The following is a 22,610-nucleotide window of genomic DNA, read 5'->3' on the forward strand; positions in this document are numbered from 1 at the left end:
ATCAACGAGTGCCCACACAGATTGATAGGTTTAAATTGTTAAAGAGCGTTGTTCTTATTGGAAGCACTTGGTGCATCCCGTTGAACAGGGCGGCCATTTTAGCGATTTAAAAGTTCGTGTCAAACACTTTTTTAAAACTTTTATTTATTCACTTTAAAAAGTGAAATCAAACTAGCTCAAGACTATCATCGCAAACCTTTTTGAGAAGGTTTTGACCTCTGACTCGTTGCTGCCGTTAGGCTGTGTGCTCCGTGTCAGTGAGGTCGCATTATAGAGACGCAGTTCACATTGGCAAGCCATTTTTCATGTTTTTTTGTTTTTTTTGATCGTTTGGTTACTTTTGAATCAAAAGGCACTGTTTTATGTAGTTTACTAATGGTATTTCGTCATAATCAAACGAGATAAGGAGTAAATAATGAGCAATATTCGTAGCTATAAAGGTATATACCCTCTCATTGGTGAAAATGTATATATAGATGAGTCATCCGTTTTAGTGGGAGAAATAAAAATTGGCAATGATTCTAGTATTTGGCCACTAGTGGCGGCTCGTGGAGATGTCAATCATATCCATATTGGCAAGCGGACTAATATCCAAGATGGTTCCGTTTTACATGTCACCCATAAGAGCGCAGATAATCCAGACGGCTTCCCTCTTATAATTGGCAACGATGTCACTGTCGGTCACAAAGTCATGTTACACGGCTGTACGATCAATGACAGAGTATTGGTTGGCATGGGAGCTATCGTTTTAGATGGTGCGATTATCGATTCCGACGTCATGATCGGGGCGGGTAGTTTAGTGCCACCGGGTAAGCATTTAGAAAGTGGTTACTTATATGTGGGTAGCCCAGTAAAACAAGCCAGACCACTTAAAGATGAAGAAACAGCATTTTTACTTAGGTCTGCCGATAATTATGTGGTTAATAAAAATGACTACCTGACCGAAGTAAAATAGACATCATCCCATTAGCCCAATACGATTTCACCAGTTGGGCTAAATTCTTCATTCTCTATTGCTTCTTCTGCTAAGTCTTCGAGATCGAAACGAACACGCTCAAAAGCGGTTAATGCATTTTCTTTACTGACCTTTGTATCATCTAATTGAGATAATAAACCTAGAGAAACGATGCAATCTATAAGCTGCCCGGCTTGTTGAGCTTGAAAAATAACCGCCTGACGCTTATCGTCCCACTCACAACGATCCGCAAAAAGAATATTCTGATTCATTTCAACTCTCTAAATTACGGCGTAATTCTCTCAACACCTGGCGTACACTCGGGCGTAATCCTCGCCATAACATAAAGCTTTCAGCCGCTTGTCCAACCAACATGCCCAAACCATCATAAGCATGAGATACACCGTTCTGTTTTGCCCAATCCGTAAAATGTGTTTTATCTGCCCCGTAGCTCATATCATAACTGACGCTATGTGCCGTGAAGATCGCAGTGCTGATATCTGGTAGACCACCAGCCAACCCCGCAGAGGTAGAATTAATGATAATGTCAAAGCCAGAATCAATACTTTGCATCGACTGTGCCGAGATAGAGCCATAAGACATGAAGGTTTCCGCTAACTCTTCAGCTTTACTTAAAGTACGATTGGTTATCACTATATGTTGCGGTTGCTGATCAAGTAATGGCTTTAACACCCCGCGAGCCGCACCGCCGGCACCAAGCAGTAAAATTCTCGCACCTTTAAGTTGCGCGTGATTTTGTAGTAAATCCTGAACTAAGCCTTCACCATCGGTGTTATCACCAATAATCAAACCATCATCAAGCTTCTTTAATGTATTCACCGCTTGTGCTAATTCCGCCCTTTCCGTTAAGCGATCAGCAAATTGATAGGCATCTAGTTTAAACGGTGCGGTAACATTACAGCCTTTACCACCTTCGGCAAAAAACTCACGTGCAGCTTGCTCAAAACTATCAACAGGCGCTTCAACAATGCCATATTCCATTGCTTGATTGGTTTGACGAGCAAACAAGGTATGAATAAAAGGTGATTTACTGTGCTTTATCGGATTACCGAATACTGTATATTGATCGAATATTTGCATGAATAGGCCCTTTCCTTGCCTTTAAAGAGTAAACAACCGCTACCATTCTCGTGGCTGTAAATAGTTTTGATATAAATTAGCTTCTGCTGAATCATTTTCCGGGGAGTAATCATATTCCCAACGTGCCAGCGGTGGCATCGACATGAGAATAGACTCAGTACGTCCACCACTTTGCAGGCCAAATAAAGTACCTCGGTCATAAACTAAATTGAATTCAACATAGCGACCACGGCGATATAGTTGGAATTGACGTTCACGTTCACCATATTGATGGTCCCGTCTTTTACTCACAATAGGTAAATAGGCTTGCGTAAACCTTTCACCCACTGATTTTATATAATCAAAGCAGACCGAAAAATCCCATTGATTTAAGTCATCAAAGAATAACCCGCCGACACCGCGAGTTTCATTGCGATGTGGTAGGAAGAAGTATTTATCACACCAAGCCTTATGCTCATCATAGACACCATCACCAAATGGCGCACAGATCGCTTTGGCGGTATCGTGCCAGTGTTGACAATCTACCTCAAAAGGATAGAACGGCGTTAAATCAAACCCACCGCCAAACCACCAGATCGGTGCTTCGCCTTCTTTCTCTGCAATGAAAAAGCGCACATTAGCATGAGAAGTCGGAACATAAGGATTTTTAGGGTGAAGAACTAATGACACCCCCATCGCTTCAAACTGACGCCCTGCCAGTTCCGGTCTATGAGCGGTTGCCGAAGCAGGCATCTTATCGCCAAACACATGTGAAAAATTGACCCCGCCTTGCTCAAACACCTGACCATTTCTAATCACTCGGCTACGACCGCCACCGCCTTGCTCTCTTTGCCAAGCGTCTTCAATAAATTGGTTGCCATCGACAGCTTCCAATTGAGCACAGATCGAATCTTGTAAGCTCATCAGAAAGGCTTTTACTGCGTGTTTATCGACTTGTTGAGTTCTATTAACCATCAACCTACTTCTCTTATTTAATATTAGCCTTATTTAAAAGCTAGCCTTGTCTTAATACATTCGATGTTTTGGCATCACGAATTTCTGTTGGTTGAGTTCTTCCACCCACCTGCCCTCGTAGAATCGCCACCAGCTTATCACCGAGTTGGCGCTCAACCTCTTCCGTAGTACGGCAAGGCTCTAACCCAGTTAAGTTAGCACTGGTTGAAGTAATTGGCTTACCAAAAGCCAAACAGAGTTGTTGTACTAAAGGGTGGTCAGTCACACGAACCGCAATTGAATCAAATTGTCCGGTAAGATGGGATGAGATCCCCGCTTTAACTGGCATTACCCAAGTAACAGGGCCGGGCCAAGTAGATTGCACCACTTGCAGTTGTTCACCCGTTAATTGAGAGTCATCAATGTAAGGCAATAGTTGCTGGTAATTAGCCGCAATCAAAATCAACCCTTTGTCTACCGGGCGCTGCTTTAACATTAACAACTTATCGATGGCAGATAGATTATCAGGATCACAGCCCACCCCAAACACGCCTTCGGTTGGGTACGCGATGACTTCTCCTTGCTGCAAAGCCTCAACAACAGATTCAAAATTATTCACTATGATTTTCTTCCCTGTACAAACGGTAATAGCGCCAGTGTATAAAACCTTATTGCCTATGACTAAAACTTTTTCACCTCAATGTTATTTATTCAGATAAGAATATAGTAACAACCTGACGCAAACGTTTTCCTTGTTGGCGTTTGTCAGTATAATAGCGGTAATTATTGTATTAATAACTTGAGTCGTTAAGGAGTGTTCGATGACTGTTGGAATCATTATGGGTTCAAAATCTGATTGGCCAACCATGAAACTTGCCGCAGAAATGCTGGACCGTTTTAATGTACCGTACGAAACCAAAGTAGTGTCGGCTCACCGTACTCCTCACCTATTAGCTGAATATGCAGAAAGCGCAAAAGAACGTGGCATTAAAGTGATTATTGCTGGCGCAGGTGGCGCGGCTCATCTTCCAGGAATGACAGCTGCTTACACTAGCCTTCCTGTACTTGGTGTGCCGGTTCAATCTCGTGCACTATCTGGCGTTGATTCACTATACTCAATTGTCCAAATGCCTAAAGGGATCGCAGTAGGTACTCTCGCGATTGGTGAAGCGGGTGCCGCCAATGCGGGTATTCTAGCAGCGCAAATTATCGGTACTCACGATGAAAGAGTAATGGCTCAAGTAGAAGCATTCCGTAAAGAGCAAACTGATACCGTACTGGCAAATCCGAATCCAGCCGAGGATTAATATTCATGGCAAACAAACACGTTTTAGTATTAGGTGCAGGCCAATTGGCACGAATGATGTCTTTAGCAGGTGCACCATTAAACATCGATATCTCTGCATTTGATGTCGGCAGTGAGCAAATTGTTCATCCGCTGACTAAAAATGTCATTGGTCATGGGATAAATAATGCGATTGCTTCTGCTGATGTGATTACCGCTGAGTTTGAACACATTCCACATTCAGTGCTCGATATTTGTGAAAAAAGTGGCAAGTTTCTACCCACTACCCAAGCAATCAAAGCTGGTGGTGATCGCCGTATTGAAAAGCGGTTACTTGATGATGCCAAAGCGGCTAATGCCAAATATGCGATTATTGAGAAACGCGCAGATCTTGATGCGGCGATTGAGTTTGTCGGCATTCCGATGGTGCTGAAAACCGCACTAGGCGGTTACGATGGTAAAGGGCAATGGCGCTTAACCGATGCTAAGCAAGTCGATCAGATTTGGAAAAAGGTCTCCGCCGCTATCGAAGTAACTCCACATCAAGCGGTAGTCGCTGAAGAGTTTGTGCCTTTTGATAGAGAAGTATCCCTAGTCGGTGCTCGTCGTGCGAACGGGGAAGTTGCGATCTACCCTCTGGCGGAAAATGTTCACGTTAATGGTGTATTGAGCCTATCGGTCGCCATTGATGAGCCAGAATTACAATCTCAAGCCGCAGAAATGTTTACTGCGATTGCTAATCAACTCGACTACGTAGGTGTATTGGCGATTGAGTTTTTCGATGTCCAAGGAAAATTGCTGGTCAACGAAATCGCGCCACGAGTACATAACTCAGGTCACTGGACGCAACAAGGTGCTGAAGTTTGTCAGTTTGAGAACCATTTGCGCGCCGTGTGCAATTTGCCACTAGGAAGCACTCAAGCGATTCGCCATACCGCAATGGTCAATATTCTCGGGCAAGATAGTCTGCCAGAGTCCGTTCTTTCGATGCCGCAATGTCATATTCACTGGTATGGAAAAGAGCAGCGCCCAGGCCGTAAGATGGGGCACATTAATGTTTGTGGTGACTCTCACCAACAAATGAAACAAGCCCTAACTGAATTGGTCTCAGTATTAGATCCAGCAGCATTTCCAGAACTGAAAGACCGAGTCGCTAAGCTATAAATTACTACCACCAAAAAGACCCGCATCAGTTCATTGCTCTGATGCGGGTCTTTTTATATTAAAGCTATGTTATATAAAAACTAAACGAGCTTTAACTATCTAGCTTTGGGTATGCTGACACTTACGATCAGCGCACTGGATTTTAGTGCCACTGGCTAAACGCTTTTCAATTAACAAGGGAAAGCCACATTGCTGGCACTCACCTTCAAGCGGTAGTGAATTGATTGAGAATTTACACTTTGGATAGGCATCACAAGCATAAAAGCTCTTCCCAAAGCGAGATTGACGTTCAACTAATTTACCCGTTTTACATTCAGGGCAAGTTAGGTTCAATTCTGCCGCTTGTTCAGGTTGCGGAGCGGAAGATTCAATATGATGACACTCAGGAAAGCGACTACAACCAATAAACATGCCATAGCGCCCTTGCCTTAACACTAACTCTCCCGGTAGCTCATTACCGCCACATTCAGGACAAGGTACACCCAATTCTTTTATGATATGACCATCGTTTTGGTGAAGCGGTCGAATGAAATCACACTCAGGGTAACGCACACAACCCAAGAATGGCCCGTGCTTACCATGTCGTAATTGCAATTCGCCTTGGTGCTCTTCACCACATTTAGGGCAAGACTCATGCTCTAACGCATGTTCATGGGCCGAAAATAATTGTTGGTCTATTTTGTTATTCATTAGCAGCACGCAAATTAATGCACTAAACCTTGTTCAGTCGAGTAGAGTAACTCTTCCATTTGAGTGTAAGCATTTTCATTGCCCGGTACATTAAACAGTACCATCAAGATCACCCACTTAAGATCATCTAAGCTAAACTCTTGGGTTTCTAACCCCATCACACGGTCAATCACCATTTCGCGAGTTTCTGTGGTCAGTACTTGGACTTGCTCAAGGAATAATAAAAAACCACGACAAGACACATCTAAGCGCAGCATTTCTTCTTGGGTAAAAATACGTGTTGAACTAGCCGAACCGGTCGCCATATCGAGGCGCTCACCTTGTTGCAAGGCAGCTAACCCTTCAAGCCAATTTAATGCTTTATAAATTTCTTGTTGGTGAAAGCCAGCCCGCAGTAACTCATCTTCAAGTTCATCTTGATCTATCATGAGGTCTGCATCGCTATGAATATAGGTTTCAAACAGGTACATGAGAATGTCCATCATAGCTTTACCCTCCGCGGCAACACTTTATCTTGGTTTATTCCCACTATTAAGAATATAACCTCCAGGAACAGAAATAACATGCCCAGCTAACTCAAGCTCTAATATTTGCATCATTACTTCGTGTACCGGTATATGGGTACGCTGAGACAAAATATCAACTGGTGTTGGATCATTTGCTACGTTAGCTAACAGTTGGGGAAATGGCAATGGTTGGGAGTGATTAACTGTTATTTCTGGCGTTGCCTGTTGTGTTAAGTTTAGCTGATTTTGTACTGGTTGATAGTTATAAGAAGACCGAGATAACGCCGGATTTAATTCATCCAGAATATCTTGTGGGTTCAACGCTAAAATAGCCCCTTGCTTTAATAGCTGGTTAGTTCCGGCAAATCCCGACTGATAAATAGAACCCGGCAAGGCAAACACGTCTCGATTTTGCTCTAGCGCATAACGTGCGGTAATCAGCGAGCCACTACGCTCTGCCGCTTCTACAACCAACACGCCTTGCGATAAGCCGCTAATGATTCGATTGCGACGAGGAAAGTTTTCCGCACGAGGTTTTGCATCCGGCCTCAATTCCGAAACCAAAGCACCACCTTGCTGTAAAATTCGTTCTGCTAAGCCTTTATGTCGCGAAGGGTAGATCTGATCGACACCAGAGCCTAACACTGCCACGGTCGTCCCTTGTGCCAATAAAGCGCCATCATGAGCATGACCATCTACCCCTAACGCTAAACCACTGGTAATGGTGAGCCCATTTTGAGCCAACTGATAAGCAAACTCTTTCGATGCTTTCAAGCCATCTAAACTCGCGTGACGGCTACCGACCATAGCAAATTGCGTAGAATTAACTGCCGCCAACTCCCCCTTGATAAACAATACCGGAGGGTGCGAGGACATTTGACTTAATAGATGAGGATAGTTTTCATCTAGTGGCGTTAAAATATGATGCTGTGAAGATTGTGCTAGCCAGTGTAAGCATCGCTCGACCTCTGGCTCGGCTTTGTGTTGAATATAGTCAATCTGGTTAGCTTTCAGCCCTAGCTTTTGCCATTGTTGTGTAGAATAGCGAACCAAGTTTTGTGGAGAGTCGACGCTCATCAGACGAGCCAGCGCCACTCCACCCAGTTTTGGGGTAAAGCTCAGCGTTAACCAAGCCGCCAGTTGAGCATCATTCATTTGCAAGCGGTTCCATAATCAAACGTTTCTATAATAAAGATTTGCCACCATTAAGAAGCGTTATCAGCCTGCGGTACCGATGTATGATTGGCTTGTACGTCCACACCTTCAATCACCGGTTGCTCGGTTAATGGAGACACCGCTAGAGAGTTGACCCCAACCGGCTCTAAGCTCTGAGTGATGAAAGCTAAGCTGAATTTAGCATAAGGACGAATTACCACCATTTGACCAATTGAAACTGGCGGCAAATCTGCAGAACTAAAGCCGTTAACGCCGACTTCTTTTTCATAGCGGTAATCACCTTTGCCGCCATAAACCACTGCACCTTGTTTAGCCAAGTTAAAGCTACTGCCTTGAGTTAAGCCGTCATCAGAACCACGGTCTATCACCACCACCTGATTCACTGCCATAAAGTGATGCTCTTCCATTGAACCTTTAATATTGGCCACTAAGCCAACTGGAGCAGGGCTAGGTTGAAACAGCGTCGATAAGGTTAAGTCATCGCCAATCACTGGCAATACAATATCGTTTTGCAAAATCTCTTGCTGCTGGCTGACGACCTGCAACGCACTGGCTTTATCATTCGATTCTTTTAATTGCGCCTTGGCGACTAAACGTAATGAATAAGCACTCGCATCCACATCATCGCCACTACGTTGATATTGCTCGATTAAACGATAGACCGCCCAATCAGGGTGAGTCACTTTACCGTCGATATAAATACGCTCATTATGGCTTAAGAACTTACGCCCTTCACTGGTGCCTAGTACTCGCAGTGCCTCTTCTAGTTGCTGGTCAGTCAATAACTGATCCGACTTTAAATACGGCGAGATTAACCCATCCGATAAGGTAGAGATCGCTTGTTTACTGCTCTTACGAACCTGTGGGCTAATTTTTTTCATTGGCTTTAAGCTCAACAAAGGCTGGCCATTTTGCCAAGTCAACGTCAGCTTATCGCCGGGGTAGATTAAATGCGGATTATCAATATCCGGATTTACTTGCCACAAACGTGGCCACAACCATGGGCTATCGAGAAATAACGCTGAAATATCCCACAGTGTATCGCCCTTTTTCACCACATAGGTGCTTGGCGCGCCCTCTTTGAGGACTAACGGAGGAGTAGATTGAGTGGCGGCAACGACTGAAAAATTCACCACAAAAAAGACAAATAACTTCACTATAAATTGTGTAACTTTAGGCATGACCTGGATTCCTTGGTCGACATTTTGTCGCTTAATGTGATTGGATGCTGTCATTTGCCTTGTAAAATGTCTAGAATTGGAGCAATTAGGTTTAAGCTGTTTTCGGCACAGTTCAATATTTAGAGTGTATATGTCTGTATTACAAGTATTAACATTCCCAGATGATCGCCTTCGCACGGTAGCAAAACCCGTTGAAAAAGTGACACCTGAGATTCAAAAGATCGTTGATGACATGATTGAAACCATGTACGACGAAGAAGGTATCGGTCTTGCGGCAACTCAAGTTGATATCCACCAACGTATAGTAGTGATTGATGTTTCTGATGAGCGTGATCAACCAATGGTGTTGATTAACCCAGAAATCATCGAAAAACGTGGCGAAGATGGCATTGAAGAAGGTTGTCTTTCGGTTCCCGGCGCTCGTGCATTAGTGCCTCGCGCAGCGGAAGTTACGGTAAAAGCATTAAATCGCGACGGTGAAGAGTTCACATTTGAAGCGGATGATTTATTAGCCATTTGTGTGCAACATGAGCTTGACCACTTAATGGGCAAATTGTTTGTTGATTATCTTTCACCATTAAAGCGTAAACGCATTAAAGATAAGCTTGAAAAAATCAAACGCTTTAATGAGAAGAAACAATAATTACCCCAATCATTAATGAGGTTACCTTGAGCCAGTCTTTACGCATTGTCTTCGCAGGTACGCCAGATTTCGCCGCCCGTCACTTGGCGGCGTTACTTTCTGCACAGAAAGCTTCTGCACAACAAAATACTGTATCTGAATATCAAATCGTCGCCGCTTATACTCAACCAGACCGCCCTGCAGGTCGTGGAAAAAAACTCACCGCGAGTCCGGTGAAGCAATTAGCACTAGAGCACGATATCCCTGTATTCCAACCTGAAAACTTCAAATCTGATGAGGCGAAACAGCAACTTAAAGAATTGAATGCCGATCTGATGATCGTGGTCGCTTATGGTTTGTTATTACCACAAGACGTTCTGGATATTCCGCGCCTAGGCTGCATTAACGTACACGGCTCGATTCTACCTCGCTGGCGTGGCGCAGCACCGATTCAGCGTGCCATTTGGGCAGGTGATGCGGAAACGGGTGTCACCATCATGCAAATGGATATTGGTCTAGATACCGGTGACATGTTGAAAATTGCCACCATGCCAATTGAGAGCACCGATACCAGTGCCTCTATGTATGAAAAACTGGCGCAGCTTGGCCCGAAAGCCTTGATTGAATGCGTAGCAGAAATCAGCCAAGGGCAAATTTTCCCGCAAAAACAAAATGATGATTACGCCAATTACGCCAAAAAACTCAGCAAACAAGAAGCCAAAATAAATTGGGCAGATGACGCAGAACATATTGAACGCTGCGTTCGTGCATTTAATCCATGGCCGATGAGCTTCTTTAGTATTGCCGATAACAACGACCAAGAGCATAACGTCAAAGTATGGCAATCTCGAGTCGATCCGGAACAATCTGACCATCCGGTAGGGCAAATTATTCGTGCTGATAAAACCGGCATCTATGTAGCAACAGGTAAAGGCACTCTGGTACTTGAACAACTACAAATCCCAGGCAAAAAAGCATTGTCAGTACAAGACATTTTGAATGCTCGCAGCCAGTGGTTTGAAGTCGGCAACATTTTAGGTTAATCGCTGACTAAACGACGATAACCAACCAAGCAAGGCGCAGCGATGTGCCTTGTTTATTTTATCCATGTAACTGATTTATCTAACTTGCGACTTGTAAGTTATCGACAAGAGAAAACATCATGAACGTTCGTGCCGCTGCTGCAAAAGTATTATTTGAAGTTGTAGACCAAGGTTATTCGCTCTCTTCTGCGCTTCCTATTGCACAGCAAAGTATTCGCCCAAGAGATCACGCGCTATTACAAGAGATGTGCTACGGTGCATTGCGTTATCTTCCACGCCTAGAATCCATTGTTAACGAACTCATGGATAAGCCGCTGAAAGGCAAACAGCGCGTTTTTCATCATTTAATTTTGATTGGTATTTATCAATTAAGCTTTATGCGCATTCCGCCGCATGCCGCTGTGGGTGAAACGGTAGAAGGTGCTCAGGCATTAAAAGGCCCGCGTTTACGTGGTTTGATTAATGCAGTACTACGTAACTACCAACGTAATCAAGAGCAACTCGATGCGCATGCAATTAGCCACAATGCGGGTAAATATGCGCATCCAAGCTGGTTATTGAAATTATTACAGCAAGCCTACCCACAACAATGGCAAGAGATTGTTGAAGCCAATAACAGCAAAGCGCCTATGTGGTTGCGAGTCAATCGCCAACATCACACTCGTGATCAGTACTTAGAATTACTAAAGCAAGACGACATCGAAGCGGAAATTCACCCACAAGCACAAGATGCACTACGTTTACTTTCACCTTGTGATGTGATGACTCTACCGGGCTTCGATCTCGGTTGGGTATCAGTGCAAGATGCCGCCGCTCAGTTATCGGTTGACTACTTAACGCCGCAAGATGGCGAATTGATTTTAGATTGCTGCGCCGCGCCGGGTGGTAAAACTGCTCATATTTTAGAGCACACCACCAACACAGAGGTGGTTGCGATTGATTGCGATGAAAACCGCTTAAAACGCGTGCATGAAAACCTAGAGCGCCTGCAGCTGCAAGCGGAAGTGATTTGTGGGGATGCCCGTTACCCAGAAGAATGGTGGAACGGTGAGAAATTTGATCGCATTCTATTGGACGCACCATGTTCTGCAACCGGTGTGATCCGTCGCCATCCTGATATTAAATGGCTACGTCGAGGCAGTGATATTGAAGCATTGGCCGAACTACAAAGCGAAATTCTCGATGCAATGTGGCGTCAACTTAAGCCAAACGGTACTTTAGTGTATGCAACATGCTCAATCACACCACAGGAAAACGCCCAACAAGTTAGTGCCTTCTTAACCCGTACTAGCAATGTCGAATTAGTAGGTTCGGAGCGAGACAATCCGGGTCGTCAAATTCTTCCTGGTGAAGAAAATATGGATGGCTTCTATTACGCGGTGTTACGTAAGACCGCATAATATAGATAAAAAATCGTTGAGACTGTGGCTTCATTCCCGAAGCACATCAACTCAATATTGTGGTGACAATCCCTCGCCACTTTGCAAGGTTAACTCAAGGTTCACGAAATATTATGAAAATCATTATTCTTGGTGCAGGACAAGTTGGCGGCACACTAGCGGAAAACCTAGTGGGTGAAAACAACGATATTACCGTTATCGACCGCAATACTGATCGACTCAGAGAGCTACAAGATAAATATGATTTACGTGTGGTCAATGGTTATGCTAGCCACCCAGATACCCTTCGTGAAGCCGGCGCACAAGATGCCGATATGTTGGTGGCGGTGACTAATTCAGATGAAACCAATATGGCCGCTTGCCAAGTGGCGTTCACCTTGTTCAACACCCCAAGCCGAATTGCCCGTATTCGTTCACCAGAATACTTAGCCGAAAAAGATGCCCTGTTTCAATCTGGTGCCATTCCTGTCGATCACCTAATTGCCCCTGAAGAGTTAGTCACCAGCTATATTGAGCGCCTGATTCACTACCCTGGCGCACTGCAAGTGGTGAGCTTTGCTGAGAAAAAAGTCAGCCTAGTGGCGGTAAAAGCCTATTATGGCGGCCCTCTGGTAGGTAATGCGTTATCGACGTTACGTGAGCACATGCCACACATTGATACTCGTGTGGCAGCGATTTTCCGCCAAGGACGTCCTATTCGCCCACAAGGGACAACCATTATTGAAGCCGATGATGAAGTATTCTTCGTGGCAGCCAGTAACCATATTCGCGCGGTCATGAGTGAGCTACAACGTCTTGAAAAAGCCTACCGCCGCATCATGATTGTTGGTGGCGGTAATATCGGTTCAAGTCTCGCTAAATGCCTTGAGAAAGACTACAGCGTTAAATTGATTGAACGTAGTTATCAACGAGCAGAACGCCTCTCAGAAGAACTAGAAAACACCATCGTATTTTGTGGTGATGCTGCAGACCAAGAACTACTGAATGAAGAAAACATCGACCAAGTGGACGTCTTCATCGCACTAACCAACGAAGATGAAACTAACATCATGTCTGCGATGCTAGCCAAACGTCTCGGTGCCAAAAAAGTGATGGTATTAATCCAACGCAGTGCTTACGTTGACCTCGTACAAGGTGGTGCGATTGATGTGGCAATTTCTCCGCAACAAGCGACCATTTCGGCACTGCTGACTCACGTACGTCGCGCCGATATTGTTAACGTCTCTTCATTGCGCCGAGGTGCTGCAGAAGCGATTGAAGCGATCGCCCACGGTGATGAGACCACCTCAAAAGTGGTCGGCAAAGCAATTGGGGATATCAAATTACCACCAGGTACCACCATTGGCGCGATCGTGCGTGGTGAAGAAGTACTGATTGCTCACGATAGAACGATTATCGAACAAGACGATCACGTTGTGATGTTCCTCGTCGACAAGAAATATGTGCAGGATGTAGAACGCTTATTCCAACCAAGCCCATTCTTCTTATAAGAGTTAGACAATCGCATGGTTAACTATCGTCCCATATCGTTTGTACTCGGTTTAGTGCTATCAAAAATCGCACTATTTATGTACGTGCCAACCTTGCTGGCATTCTTCACCGGTACCGACGGTTTTATTGAATTCGGCCAATCTTTATTAATTACCCACTTTGCCGCATTTGTTTTTCTGTCACTTGGCCGCACCAAAAACTTCCGTCTCGGGGTGCGTGATATGTTCTTAATCACCACTTTAGTCTGGAGTGTCTCCAGCTGTTTTGCCGCGCTTCCATTTGTCTTTATCAACCATATCAGTTTTACCGATGCTTACTTTGAAACCATGTCAGGCATCACTACCACAGGCTCTACAGTATTAAGTGATTTAGATAATATGTCACCCAGCATTCTACTGTGGCGTTCTACCCTACAATGGATTGGTGGCGTTGGCTTTATCGTAATGGCAGTGGCAGTGCTACCGATGTTAAACGTTGGGGGTATGAAACTGTTCCAAACCGAATCATCCGACTGGTCAGATAAAAGCAGCCCGAGAGCCAAAAATATCGCGAAGAACATTGTGGTGGTTTACGTCACTTTAACCCTGTTATGTATTATTGGTTATCTGTACACAGGAATGGGATTGTTTGACGCGATTAACCACGCCTTTACCACGCTTTCGACGGGCGGTTATTCCACCAGCGATAGCTCAATGAATCACTTTTCGAATGGTGCGCATTGGGTAGGCTCTCTTTTCATGTTTTTAGGCGGTTTACCTTTCTTACTGTTTGTCACCGCTCTGCGTAAAAGAACCCTAAAAGCGCTATTCCTTGATGCTCAGGTGCGCGGCTTCTTTTATCTGGTGGTTACCACTAGTTTGTTGGTCGCGCTGTGGATGACCTTTCGTGATCATTATGCGTTTTTAGATGCGGTTCGAATTTCAACTTTCAACATTATTTCAGTATTAACCACCACCGGATTTGGCTTAGATGACTTTACCGCTTGGGGAGGATTACCATCGGTCGTCTTTGCTTTCTTGATGTTAGTTGGAGCGTGTTCGGGTTCAACGGCGGGGGGGATTAAAATTTTCCGTTTTCAGATTGCCGCGACCTTATTAAAAAAACAAATCATGCGATTAATTCATCCATCAGGGGTATTTGTCCAACGCTACAATCAACGCCCGGTTAACGATGACATCGTACGCTCAGTGGTGGCCTTTGTATTAACTTTTATTCTAACGGTGATTTTTATTGCAGGGGCACTGAGTGCCATGGGCTTAGACCCCATTACCAGCATCAGTGCTTCAATGACCGCGGTCGCCAATGTCGGCCCCGGAATGGGGAGCGTGATTGGACCAACCGGGAACTTTGCATCACTACCGGATGCGGCTAAATGGTTACTCAGTTTTGGTATGTTGATGGGCCGTTTGGAAATTCTAACTATCTTGGTGATTTTCTTCCCGGCTTTCTGGCGCACATAAACTTATATCAATCCAATTCATTATCTATTTATATATCTCACAAATACAAAAATGGCGAGCCTAATCAGCTCGCCATTTTTATATCAGATAACCATCATCGAGTAACCGGATCTACGTATCCATAGATACTCACAAAGTGACAAATACAGCCACCGAGTACAAACAGATGCCAAATCGCATGGTTATAAGGGATCCGATTATTGGTGTAGAAAAACACCCCAAGCGAATAAATCACTCCGCCAGCTACCAACCAGACTACCGCTCGAATATCTAAATGCGTCGCCAGTTGATAAACCACCACCAAAGATAACCAGCCCATAATCAGATAGCTGATCAGCGAAAAAGACTTAAAACGATAGACAAATGACACCTTCATGATCACGCCTAAAAGGGCTATCGACCAAATCACGATCATCAATCCAATCGCTAACTCGGTACGTAAACCAACTAACAAAAACGGGGTATAACTTCCGGCGATTAATAAATAAATAGCACTATGGTCTAAGGTTTTTAGCCAACGTTTAGCTGTAGGGGAAGAAATTGAATGATACAAGGTGGAAGCTAAAAACAGCACAATCACACTTGCGCCATACACAGCCATGCTGACATAGGTCATAGTATCTGCGTGAGCGGCATAAGATTTCATTAACAACACCACTAAAGCCACGACACCAAATATCACCCCTAAACCATGGCTAATACTGTTGGCTAGCTCTTCACGAGCGGTATATTCTGCAGACGACATGGCCTACCCTCTAAAGCGCAAAAAATGTAGTCTCTATTTTGACACATTGAGCTTACAAGTGTAAGCTCAAAATAATCATAATTGCAATTAAGTACTTTGCTCTAAAAACCCCAGCACCTTCTTGCCTGCTTCAACCGGTGATTCATCATGTTGCAGAACCAATTCACGCTTCAATTTATTACTGCCAATCAAGCTCGATAGCATGCTACCCATGCCTTTCTTTTGACGGTCTACTTCAAACCAGATCTTCAATTCGTGTTCAGTCCGGTAGGTGACAATTTCCAATTCACGCCAACGACCATGAAAATCACCATGGACTGGCACAAACTCAAACTCTTGTACGAACGGTAAATCAAAGCCCTTCACCGCTTCACATTCTACTTGGCGAATACGCAGCCCCGCTTCTTCTAAAGCAGAGAAAATGCCATCTTCCAATGGATCTGGCCGCACCGTTAAAATATCGGTATCTTTAGGATCGGATGCCAAGGCAATATCTAAAGTAGTATCTAGCCACACCTTAGAGTCCCCTAGTGTGATTGGAGTGTTCCAAGGTACCTGTAAATCGACCGAGAACACTTTATCTTGATTTGGCTTAATATCGAATGCTTCAGGCAAAGACCACTTATCCAGCACATAAGTTTGCGCCACTTTACTGCCTTCGACTTTGCGCCCTTCAGGGTTAATTCTCTCAGCACGGTAACGACAGCACAGTTTTAGATAAATATTATCGATCGACTGCTCGGTTGCCCCACCATAGACATGCACATCAACCGACACGGTTTGCCCCGGATAAACCACATCTTGTTTTAAGATAGTATCGACGCGCGCCGAACCAATACCTAAGCTCGCTAATGTTTTCTTAAAAAACGACATACTTGCTCCTCGCTTTTTTAAATTCCTGTCAATTTATTCACTTAGCGATAAAAAGGATATCGCTTTAGCAATTCTTTATGACTATACTATTACACAGTCGAAAAATTATTCGATTACTGGTCAGATTTAGGACAAACAATCAAAATACATAATGGTTGGATCAGGTAACAATAGCCATGGATGTGCGTTTTTATAGGCAATAACTATATGCGTCCTGTTCCTGTTCGAGCTTCATTTTCTCGCGGTTCAGCTTCTCGTCGCCGCCACTGCTTTGCTACGGTTCCTGTAGCTAAACCAGTCAAAGCGCCAGTGGAAGCCCCAGAGCAAAAGTAATGTGGCTCAAAACTCGATATCTCAAGAGCGTAGCATCATTTAGGTGCTGCGCTTTTTTTTAGAATTTGCTACCGTACCGTAATAACCCTTACTTTATCTATGGTGAAGAAAATGAAATGCCACCGCGTTAATGAATTAATTGAACTACTCCACCCTGAATGGCAAAAAGATCCTGATCTAAACCTACTAGAGTTCATCGTTAAGCTTAGTCAAGAAGCGGGCTATCAAGGTAAATTAGAAGACCTTACCGATGATGTTCTGATCTACCATCTCAAAATGCGTAATAGTGGTAAAGAAGAAATGATTCCAGGTCTGGCAAAAGATCAAGAAGATGACTTTAAAACCGCATTGTTACGTGCTCGTGGCATTATTGAATAACCATTATTGGAAAGCCAAGTTATGAAATCCACTTCTACTTGGCTTTTTTAGTACATTTTCAATAACAATCATCACAAAGCTCGATCGTAATTACGAATCACAACCCTTCAATCCGATATACTGTGGCACAATAATTTCCCCCATAGGTTGAGGCCATGCACCTCGACAAGAGGAAGCAGCAATGAGCAATGATAGAATCGATGTCAAAGTCATTACCCCGAAGACCAACCGGGATGCCAATGGCAAAATATACGTAAGAAAAAGCCAAGGGACTTTCCAGAAAATGCGTCGCTATGGTGGCTGGTTTCTAATGGTTCTGTTCGCCATGCTACCTTGGATTACCTATCAAGATCGCCAGGCGATTTTATTTGATTTAGCCAAACAGCAATTCGTTTTCTTTGGCGCGACGTTCTTCCCGCAAGATTTGACCTTATTAGCCACCATTTTTGTGATTGCAGCCTTTGGCTTGTTTTTTATCACTACCTTTTTAGGCCGAGTATGGTGTGGTTATCTATGCCCACAAACCGTGTGGACCTTTATTTTTATTTGGTTAGAAGAAAAGCTAGAAGGCCCAGCTAACAAGCGTCGCAAACAAGATAATAATAAATACACCACCAATCTTATGCTGCGCAAAGCCATAAAACATCTTGCTTGGTGGGCGATTTCTATTATTACGGGCTTAGTGTTTGTCGGTTACTTTATTCCCGTCCGTGAACTCTTTAGCGAATTTGCCACCTTTGAATTAAGCTTTTGGCCTGCATTTTGGGTATGGTTCTTCGCGGCTTGTACTTATGGTAACGCCGGTTGGATGCGCTCAATTATGTGTTTACACATGTGTCCTTATGCTCGTTTCCAATCGGCAATGTTTGATAAAGACACCTACATCGTTGGCTACGATGCCAAGCGCGGCGAACAAAGAGGCCCACGCTCACGTAAAGCAGAAAAACCAGCAGGTTTAGGAGATTGCATCGACTGTAACTTATGCGTACAAGTGTGCCCAACCGGAATCGATATTCGTGACGGCTTACAATATGAATGCATCAACTGTGGCGCTTGTATTGATGCTTGTGATCAAACCATGGATCGCATGGGCTACCCTCGCGGTTTAATCAGCTACACCACCGAACATAAACTGGCGGGCAACAAAACCAAAATCATGCGCCCTAAATTAATTGGCTACGGCATTACTCTTGTCTTGATGTTGGGGCTATTTGTTAGCCAAGTGGCAACGGTCGATCCGGTTAATATGAGTGTACTGCGTGATCGCAACCAAATGTATCGAGTCGATAATCAAGGTTGGATAGAAAATACCTACACCTTAAAAATCTTAAACAAAACCCAACAAACTCAGCAATATCATATTGATGTGGAAGGATTAACCGATGTGAAATGGTATGGCAGCCAAACCATTCAGGTTCCTGCCGGTCAATTGGTGAGTAAGCCACTCACGCTGGCGGTAAACCCTGATGAACTAACCTCGCCGATCATCAAGTTTGAGTTTATACTCAGCGACAATAGCGGGTTTAACTTAAATGTAGAAAGTCGCTTTATTAAGAAGCTTTAATCCACATCACAAGTTAATAATCACATAAGGAAGGGCTAAGTAATTGGCCCTTTTTATTTTATGAACGATATTCATAGCAACATGGCCTTCAACTTTGAAGCCTTAACCCCTGACTTTATGTGGTACGCCCTAGAAAGTATTGGCATCAGGGCGGAATCTGGTTTACTGGCTCTTAACAGCTATGAAAACCGGGTATACCAATTTGTCGATGAAGATAAAAAACGTTATGTGGTGAAGTTTTATCGCCCGCAACGTTGGTCACAGGCGCAAATCATCGAGGAGCATCAATTCACTCAAGAATTACTAGAGCAAGATATTCCGGTTGCTCCTCCTTGCGTGATTAATGGCATGACGCTACATCAATACCAAGGCTACTACTTTGCGCTATTTGAAAGTGTTGGTGGTCGTCAGTTTGAAGTGGATAACCTCGATCAAATGGAATGGGTAGGCCGTTTTATGGGGCGTATTCACCAAGTCAGCCAAGCTAAACCGTTTGAACATCGCCCTACCATCAATCTAGATGAATATTTGTATCAACCGCGTCAATTACTACAACAATCAAGCTTTATCCCAAGCTATTTAGAGAAAAGCTTTTTCAGCGATCTTGATATGCTGATCGAACAATTAGAACAACATTGGTTCGAACCTAAGCAACTCATCCGTTTGCATGGCGATTGTCATCCCGGCAATATTTTATGGCGTGATGGGCCGATGTTTGTTGATCTTGACGATGCGCGTAATGGTCCGGCGGTGCAAGATTTATGGATGTTACTCAGTGGTGAACGTTCAGAAAAATTAATGCAACTCGATATTATTCTTGAGGCTTATAGCGAGTTTTCACATTTTGATACTAATCAATTGAAACTGATTGAACCATTACGTGGTCTGAGAATGGTCCACTACATGGCTTGGCTAGCAAAACGTTGGCATGATCCGGCTTTTCCGATTGCATTTCCTTGGTTTAACGATGCAAAATACTGGGAGAACCAAGTGCTGGCGTTTAAAGAACAAATTTCAGCTTTGCAAGAACCGACGTTATCATTAACACCACAGTGGTAACTCACCTAAAATGAAATGGAGTTAATTCTACAATGAAAAAAATCTTTACCCTTTTCGCAGCCTTGGTGCTGAGCTTTGCTGCTCAAGCGGAACGCTTTCCTGAAGGTGATTACTACAAGGTAGTTGACCTACCGGCTGCTAGCTCACCAACCGTCACTGAGTTTTTCTCATTCTACTGCCCACACTGTCATGAATTTGAACCTATGATTGGCGCACTGAAAAAACACCTTGATGGTGAAGCGGATTTTGAAAAAGTGCCGGTTTCTTTCATGGGTGGCAATATGGGTAAACCAATGAGTAAAGCTTACGCGACCATGGTTTCTCTAGATGTAGAAGACAAACTGACTCCAGTTATGTTTAACCGTATTCATGTGCAACGCAACCCACCAAAAGACGAAGCAGAATTACGCCAAATCTTCCTAGATAACGGTGTATCTGCGGCTGATTTCGATGGTACTTACAACAGCTTTGCGGTTGATTCTATGGTACGTCGCTTTGATAAAGCCTTTAAAGATAGCGGTCTTTCTGGCGTTCCAACCGTTGTGGTAAACAACAAGTACATTGTTGATGCGAGCAAAGTTAAAGATATTAATGAGTACTTTGATTTAATTGATTTCTTATTGAAGAAGTAATTAAACAGACTCAATAAATAAAACGGGAAGCCATTCGCTTCCCGTTTTTTATTTGAATGGAAGCAATACCATTAGACAGCTTGAGCGGTTAACTGCTTTAGCAAACGATCCATATTGCGATAACCTAACGCTTCGGCTAAATGGGCTTTTTCAATCCACTCTGCTTGTGATAAATCAGCAATAGTACGGGCGACTTTCAAGATTCGATGATAAGCACGCACTGATAATCCCAACTGATGTAACGCTTGTTCTAAAAATTCCGCATCGGCTTTTTGTAACTTACAAATTTTTTCTATTTCACGACTATTGAGCAAGGCATTAACCTTACCGCTACGGGCTAACATCACTTGTCTCGCTTGCCACACTCTTTGCTTTACGACTTGAGTGGGCTCTCCACGATCACCACCTTGCGATAAAGTGCCTTTTGGCAAAGCAGGGATTTCAATCGACATATCAAAACGATCTAGCAACGGGCCAGATAAACGACTCAAATAGCGCAAAATAGTTTGTGGATTAGCACGGCTTTGGGCGCCTTCATAATAGCCAGTTGGGCTCGGGTTTAGTGCGCCAACCAATTGAAAGCGAGCAGGAAAGCGGGTTTTTCCAGCGGCGCGAGAAATAATAATTTCACCCGACTCTAAAGGCTCACGCAAAGAATCCAACACTTTACGGTCAAACTCGGGCATTTCATCTAAAAATAATAAGCCATTATGCGCTAATGAAATTTCTCCCGGCCTTGGGATCGAGCCACCGCCGACTAGCGCCGCCATTGAACTAGAGTGATGAGGCGCTCTAAAAGGGCGATTTTTCCAATTATGATGATTGATTTCTAATTCAGTTAATGACGCGACTGAAGCACTCTCTAACGCTTCATCATCACTCATCTCAGGCAATAGATCACACAAACGAGACGCTAACATGGTTTTGCCGGTTCCCGGCGGACCTAGAAATAGCAAGTTATGAGAACCCGCCGCGGCAATTTCTAACGCCCTTTTACCTTGCTGCTGTCCGATAATATCTTGTAAGTCACGTTCATTATTTGTCTTGGGTTGCACCTTCTCAGTCGTAAATAATCCCATGGTCTGCTGACCGCATAAATCGGCACACACTTCCAATAAGGTAGTCGCAGATTTATGTACTTCTTGGCCAACTAAGGCGGCTTGATCGCCATTATCTTTGGGTACGACTAAGGTTCGCTGCTGTTTTATACAAGCCAATGCTGCTGGCAACACACCTTTGACTCTTCTAAGTTCGCCAGACAAAGCAAGCTCTCCAACAAACTCATGGCTATCGAGTTTGTTAATCGCGATTTGTTGAGAGGCTGCCAGAATGCCTAAGGCAATTGGTAAATCAAAACGGCCACCTTCTTTGGGTAAGTCGGCAGGAGCCAAGTTAACGGTGATTCTTTTGGCAGGAAATTCAAAGTTCGAATTTAAAATGGCGCTGCGCACCCGATCTTTGGCTTCTTTGACTGTGGTTTCAGGTAACCCGACCAAAGAGAACCCGGGCATACCGTTGCTTATATGTACCTCAACGGTCACTTCTGGCGCTTCTACCCCCACGCAGGCTCGGCTATGTATGATTGCTAATTCCATTTATTCATCCATTTAATTACAGAGTTTTTGTTTGTGGTACCTGTATACAAGCTTTGAAGTAAGTCGGATGGTGAAAAAAGTGTGAGTTTTTGCTTGTAATATGAGCAAATTCTGTGATACCACTAACACTACAGATTACGTTACGCTTTCAAATGGAATTGAAATGAACCCTATCGCTCGTATTAACACTCTGATTATTCTCCTAGTCGTGGTCATTATTCGGTCCGCGCGGGGATTAGTGAGCGATAAGTAACACCAAACACTATCAAGCCCCCGCACTTTAAGTCGGGGGCTTTTTTTATCTCTTTTTAAAACTCAAAATTCACGATTGGTTATGACAATAATAATAAATTAACGCCAACATAGTAGGACAAGGAATACGCCTCATGCAGACACAACACATGGACGAAAAAACACACAACGC

24 protein-coding genes are annotated in these 22,610 nt (G+C 43.9%); 13 read left to right on the forward strand and 11 right to left on the reverse strand.

Features of this window, described 5'->3' with window-relative positions:
- Positions 1 to 415: 415 nt before the first annotated feature.
- Positions 416 to 955 carry a gamma carbonic anhydrase family protein gene (locus K358_RS0100630; protein ID WP_027695021.1) on the forward strand — a complete coding sequence of 180 codons (540 nt, stop codon included), beginning with the start codon at positions 416 to 418 and terminating at the stop codon, positions 953 to 955.
- An 11-nt stretch (positions 956 to 966) separates the two neighbouring features.
- Here K358_RS0100630 and K358_RS0100635 read toward each other — a convergent pair whose 3' ends face one another.
- Genes K358_RS0100635 through tsaC form a run of 4 tightly spaced genes read right to left on the reverse strand, consistent with a single transcriptional unit; the run spans position 967 to position 3,608 of the window.
- Entirely contained in the window at positions 967 to 1,227 is a 261-nt protein-coding gene (locus K358_RS0100635) for a DUF1488 family protein (protein ID WP_027695022.1), read from the reverse strand.
- Position 1,228: 1 nt separating this feature from the next.
- The gene (gene aroE / locus K358_RS0100640) at positions 1,229 to 2,056 is read right to left on the reverse strand and encodes a shikimate dehydrogenase (protein ID WP_027695023.1); all 828 of its coding nucleotides are present in this window, start codon (positions 2,054 to 2,056) and stop codon (positions 1,229 to 1,231) included.
- Positions 2,057 to 2,095: 39 nt separating this feature from the next.
- Complete coding sequence (hemF, locus tag K358_RS0100645) at positions 2,096 to 3,010, reverse strand: oxygen-dependent coproporphyrinogen oxidase (protein ID WP_027695024.1); 915 nt, start codon at positions 3,008 to 3,010, stop codon at positions 2,096 to 2,098.
- A 40-nt stretch (positions 3,011 to 3,050) separates the two neighbouring features.
- A complete protein-coding gene (gene tsaC / locus K358_RS0100650; protein ID WP_027695025.1) occupies positions 3,051 to 3,608 on the reverse strand; it encodes an L-threonylcarbamoyladenylate synthase type 1 TsaC in 558 nt (185 codons plus the stop codon).
- A gap of 202 nt (positions 3,609 to 3,810) precedes the next feature.
- On the opposite strand from tsaC, the gene purE reads away from it, so the two are divergent.
- Together purE and K358_RS0100660 are read left to right on the forward strand one after the other, a co-directional pair.
- A complete protein-coding gene (gene purE, locus K358_RS0100655; protein ID WP_027695026.1) occupies positions 3,811 to 4,296 on the forward strand; it encodes a 5-(carboxyamino)imidazole ribonucleotide mutase in 486 nt (161 codons plus the stop codon).
- 5 nt (positions 4,297 to 4,301) lie between these two features.
- A complete protein-coding gene (locus K358_RS0100660; protein ID WP_027695027.1) occupies positions 4,302 to 5,438 on the forward strand; it encodes a 5-(carboxyamino)imidazole ribonucleotide synthase in 1,137 nt (378 codons plus the stop codon).
- Positions 5,439 to 5,537: 99 nt separating this feature from the next.
- Here K358_RS0100660 and K358_RS0100665 read toward each other — a convergent pair whose 3' ends face one another.
- From K358_RS0100665 to K358_RS17770, 4 genes are read right to left on the reverse strand one after another with little or no spacing between them, the layout of a single operon-like run.
- Positions 5,538 to 6,128 (reverse strand): DNA topoisomerase family protein, encoded by a 591-nt coding sequence (locus K358_RS0100665; RefSeq protein ID WP_027695028.1) that lies wholly within the window; start codon positions 6,126 to 6,128, stop codon positions 5,538 to 5,540.
- A gap of 14 nt (positions 6,129 to 6,142) precedes the next feature.
- Positions 6,143 to 6,613, reverse strand: coding sequence for a DUF494 family protein (locus K358_RS0100670; RefSeq protein ID WP_027695029.1), 471 nt, complete (start codon positions 6,611 to 6,613; stop codon positions 6,143 to 6,145).
- Between the two features lie 24 nt (positions 6,614 to 6,637).
- Positions 6,638 to 7,789, reverse strand: coding sequence for a DNA-processing protein DprA (dprA, locus tag K358_RS0100675; protein WP_027695030.1), 1,152 nt, complete (start codon positions 7,787 to 7,789; stop codon positions 6,638 to 6,640).
- 50 nt (positions 7,790 to 7,839) lie between these two features.
- Positions 7,840 to 8,991 (reverse strand): LysM peptidoglycan-binding domain-containing protein, encoded by a 1,152-nt coding sequence (locus K358_RS17770; RefSeq protein WP_083962716.1) that lies wholly within the window; start codon positions 8,989 to 8,991, stop codon positions 7,840 to 7,842.
- Positions 8,992 to 9,121: 130 nt separating this feature from the next.
- Between K358_RS17770 and def the strand changes: the two genes are divergently transcribed.
- The 5 genes from def (at position 9,122) to K358_RS0100705 (ending at position 15,007) form a co-directional block, all read left to right on the forward strand.
- Positions 9,122 to 9,634 carry a peptide deformylase gene (def, locus tag K358_RS0100685; RefSeq protein WP_038149399.1) on the forward strand — a complete coding sequence of 171 codons (513 nt, stop codon included), beginning with the start codon at positions 9,122 to 9,124 and terminating at the stop codon, positions 9,632 to 9,634.
- A 26-nt stretch (positions 9,635 to 9,660) separates the two neighbouring features.
- Positions 9,661 to 10,656: a methionyl-tRNA formyltransferase gene (gene fmt / locus K358_RS0100690; protein WP_027695032.1), complete on the forward strand. Its 996-nt coding sequence runs from the start codon at positions 9,661 to 9,663 to the stop codon at positions 10,654 to 10,656.
- Between the two features lie 119 nt (positions 10,657 to 10,775).
- Positions 10,776 to 12,056 carry a 16S rRNA (cytosine(967)-C(5))-methyltransferase RsmB gene (gene rsmB, locus K358_RS0100695; protein WP_027695033.1) on the forward strand — a complete coding sequence of 427 codons (1,281 nt, stop codon included), beginning with the start codon at positions 10,776 to 10,778 and terminating at the stop codon, positions 12,054 to 12,056.
- A 113-nt stretch (positions 12,057 to 12,169) separates the two neighbouring features.
- Entirely contained in the window at positions 12,170 to 13,546 is a 1,377-nt protein-coding gene (gene trkA / locus K358_RS0100700; protein WP_027695034.1) for a Trk system potassium transporter TrkA, read from the forward strand.
- A 15-nt stretch (positions 13,547 to 13,561) separates the two neighbouring features.
- Positions 13,562 to 15,007 carry a TrkH family potassium uptake protein gene (locus K358_RS0100705; protein ID WP_027695035.1) on the forward strand — a complete coding sequence of 482 codons (1,446 nt, stop codon included), beginning with the start codon at positions 13,562 to 13,564 and terminating at the stop codon, positions 15,005 to 15,007.
- A 94-nt stretch (positions 15,008 to 15,101) separates the two neighbouring features.
- Here the strand turns inward: K358_RS0100705 and trhA are convergent, their stop codons facing one another.
- Positions 15,102 to 15,752, reverse strand: a complete 651-nt coding sequence (gene trhA / locus K358_RS0100710) for a PAQR family membrane homeostasis protein TrhA (protein ID WP_027695036.1) — start codon at positions 15,750 to 15,752, stop codon at positions 15,102 to 15,104.
- A gap of 87 nt (positions 15,753 to 15,839) precedes the next feature.
- Positions 15,840 to 16,625 carry a sporulation protein gene (locus tag K358_RS0100715; protein WP_027695037.1) on the reverse strand — a complete coding sequence of 262 codons (786 nt, stop codon included), beginning with the start codon at positions 16,623 to 16,625 and terminating at the stop codon, positions 15,840 to 15,842.
- A 207-nt stretch (positions 16,626 to 16,832) separates the two neighbouring features.
- Here K358_RS0100715 and K358_RS19475 point away from each other — a divergent pair, with 207 nt between their 5' ends.
- The 5 genes from K358_RS19475 to K358_RS0100740 all read left to right on the forward strand — a co-directional run bounded on the left by K358_RS19475 (position 16,833) and on the right by K358_RS0100740 (position 20,591).
- On the forward strand, positions 16,833 to 16,958 hold the full coding sequence (locus K358_RS19475; protein ID WP_264298507.1) for a hypothetical protein: 126 nt from the start codon (positions 16,833 to 16,835) through the stop codon (positions 16,956 to 16,958).
- 111 nt (positions 16,959 to 17,069) lie between these two features.
- A complete protein-coding gene (locus tag K358_RS0100725) occupies positions 17,070 to 17,336 on the forward strand; it encodes a YihD family protein (RefSeq protein ID WP_027695038.1) in 267 nt (88 codons plus the stop codon).
- 181 nt (positions 17,337 to 17,517) lie between these two features.
- A complete protein-coding gene (gene ccoG / locus K358_RS0100730) occupies positions 17,518 to 18,900 on the forward strand; it encodes a cytochrome c oxidase accessory protein CcoG (RefSeq protein WP_027695039.1) in 1,383 nt (460 codons plus the stop codon).
- Between the two features lie 60 nt (positions 18,901 to 18,960).
- Complete coding sequence (locus K358_RS0100735; protein WP_027695040.1) at positions 18,961 to 19,959, forward strand: serine/threonine protein kinase; 999 nt, start codon at positions 18,961 to 18,963, stop codon at positions 19,957 to 19,959.
- A 32-nt stretch (positions 19,960 to 19,991) separates the two neighbouring features.
- A complete protein-coding gene (locus K358_RS0100740; protein ID WP_027695041.1) occupies positions 19,992 to 20,591 on the forward strand; it encodes a thiol:disulfide interchange protein DsbA/DsbL in 600 nt (199 codons plus the stop codon).
- 71 nt (positions 20,592 to 20,662) lie between these two features.
- On the opposite strand, the gene K358_RS0100745 is transcribed toward K358_RS0100740, so the two are convergent.
- Positions 20,663 to 22,186, reverse strand: a complete 1,524-nt coding sequence (locus K358_RS0100745; RefSeq protein WP_027695042.1) for a YifB family Mg chelatase-like AAA ATPase — start codon at positions 22,184 to 22,186, stop codon at positions 20,663 to 20,665.
- Positions 22,187 to 22,610 lie beyond the last annotated feature (424 nt).

Origin of the sequence: Vibrio litoralis DSM 17657 (genome assembly GCF_000426765.1) — a bacterium.
Taxonomy (GTDB): Bacteria; Pseudomonadota; Gammaproteobacteria; order Enterobacterales; family Vibrionaceae; genus Vibrio; species Vibrio litoralis.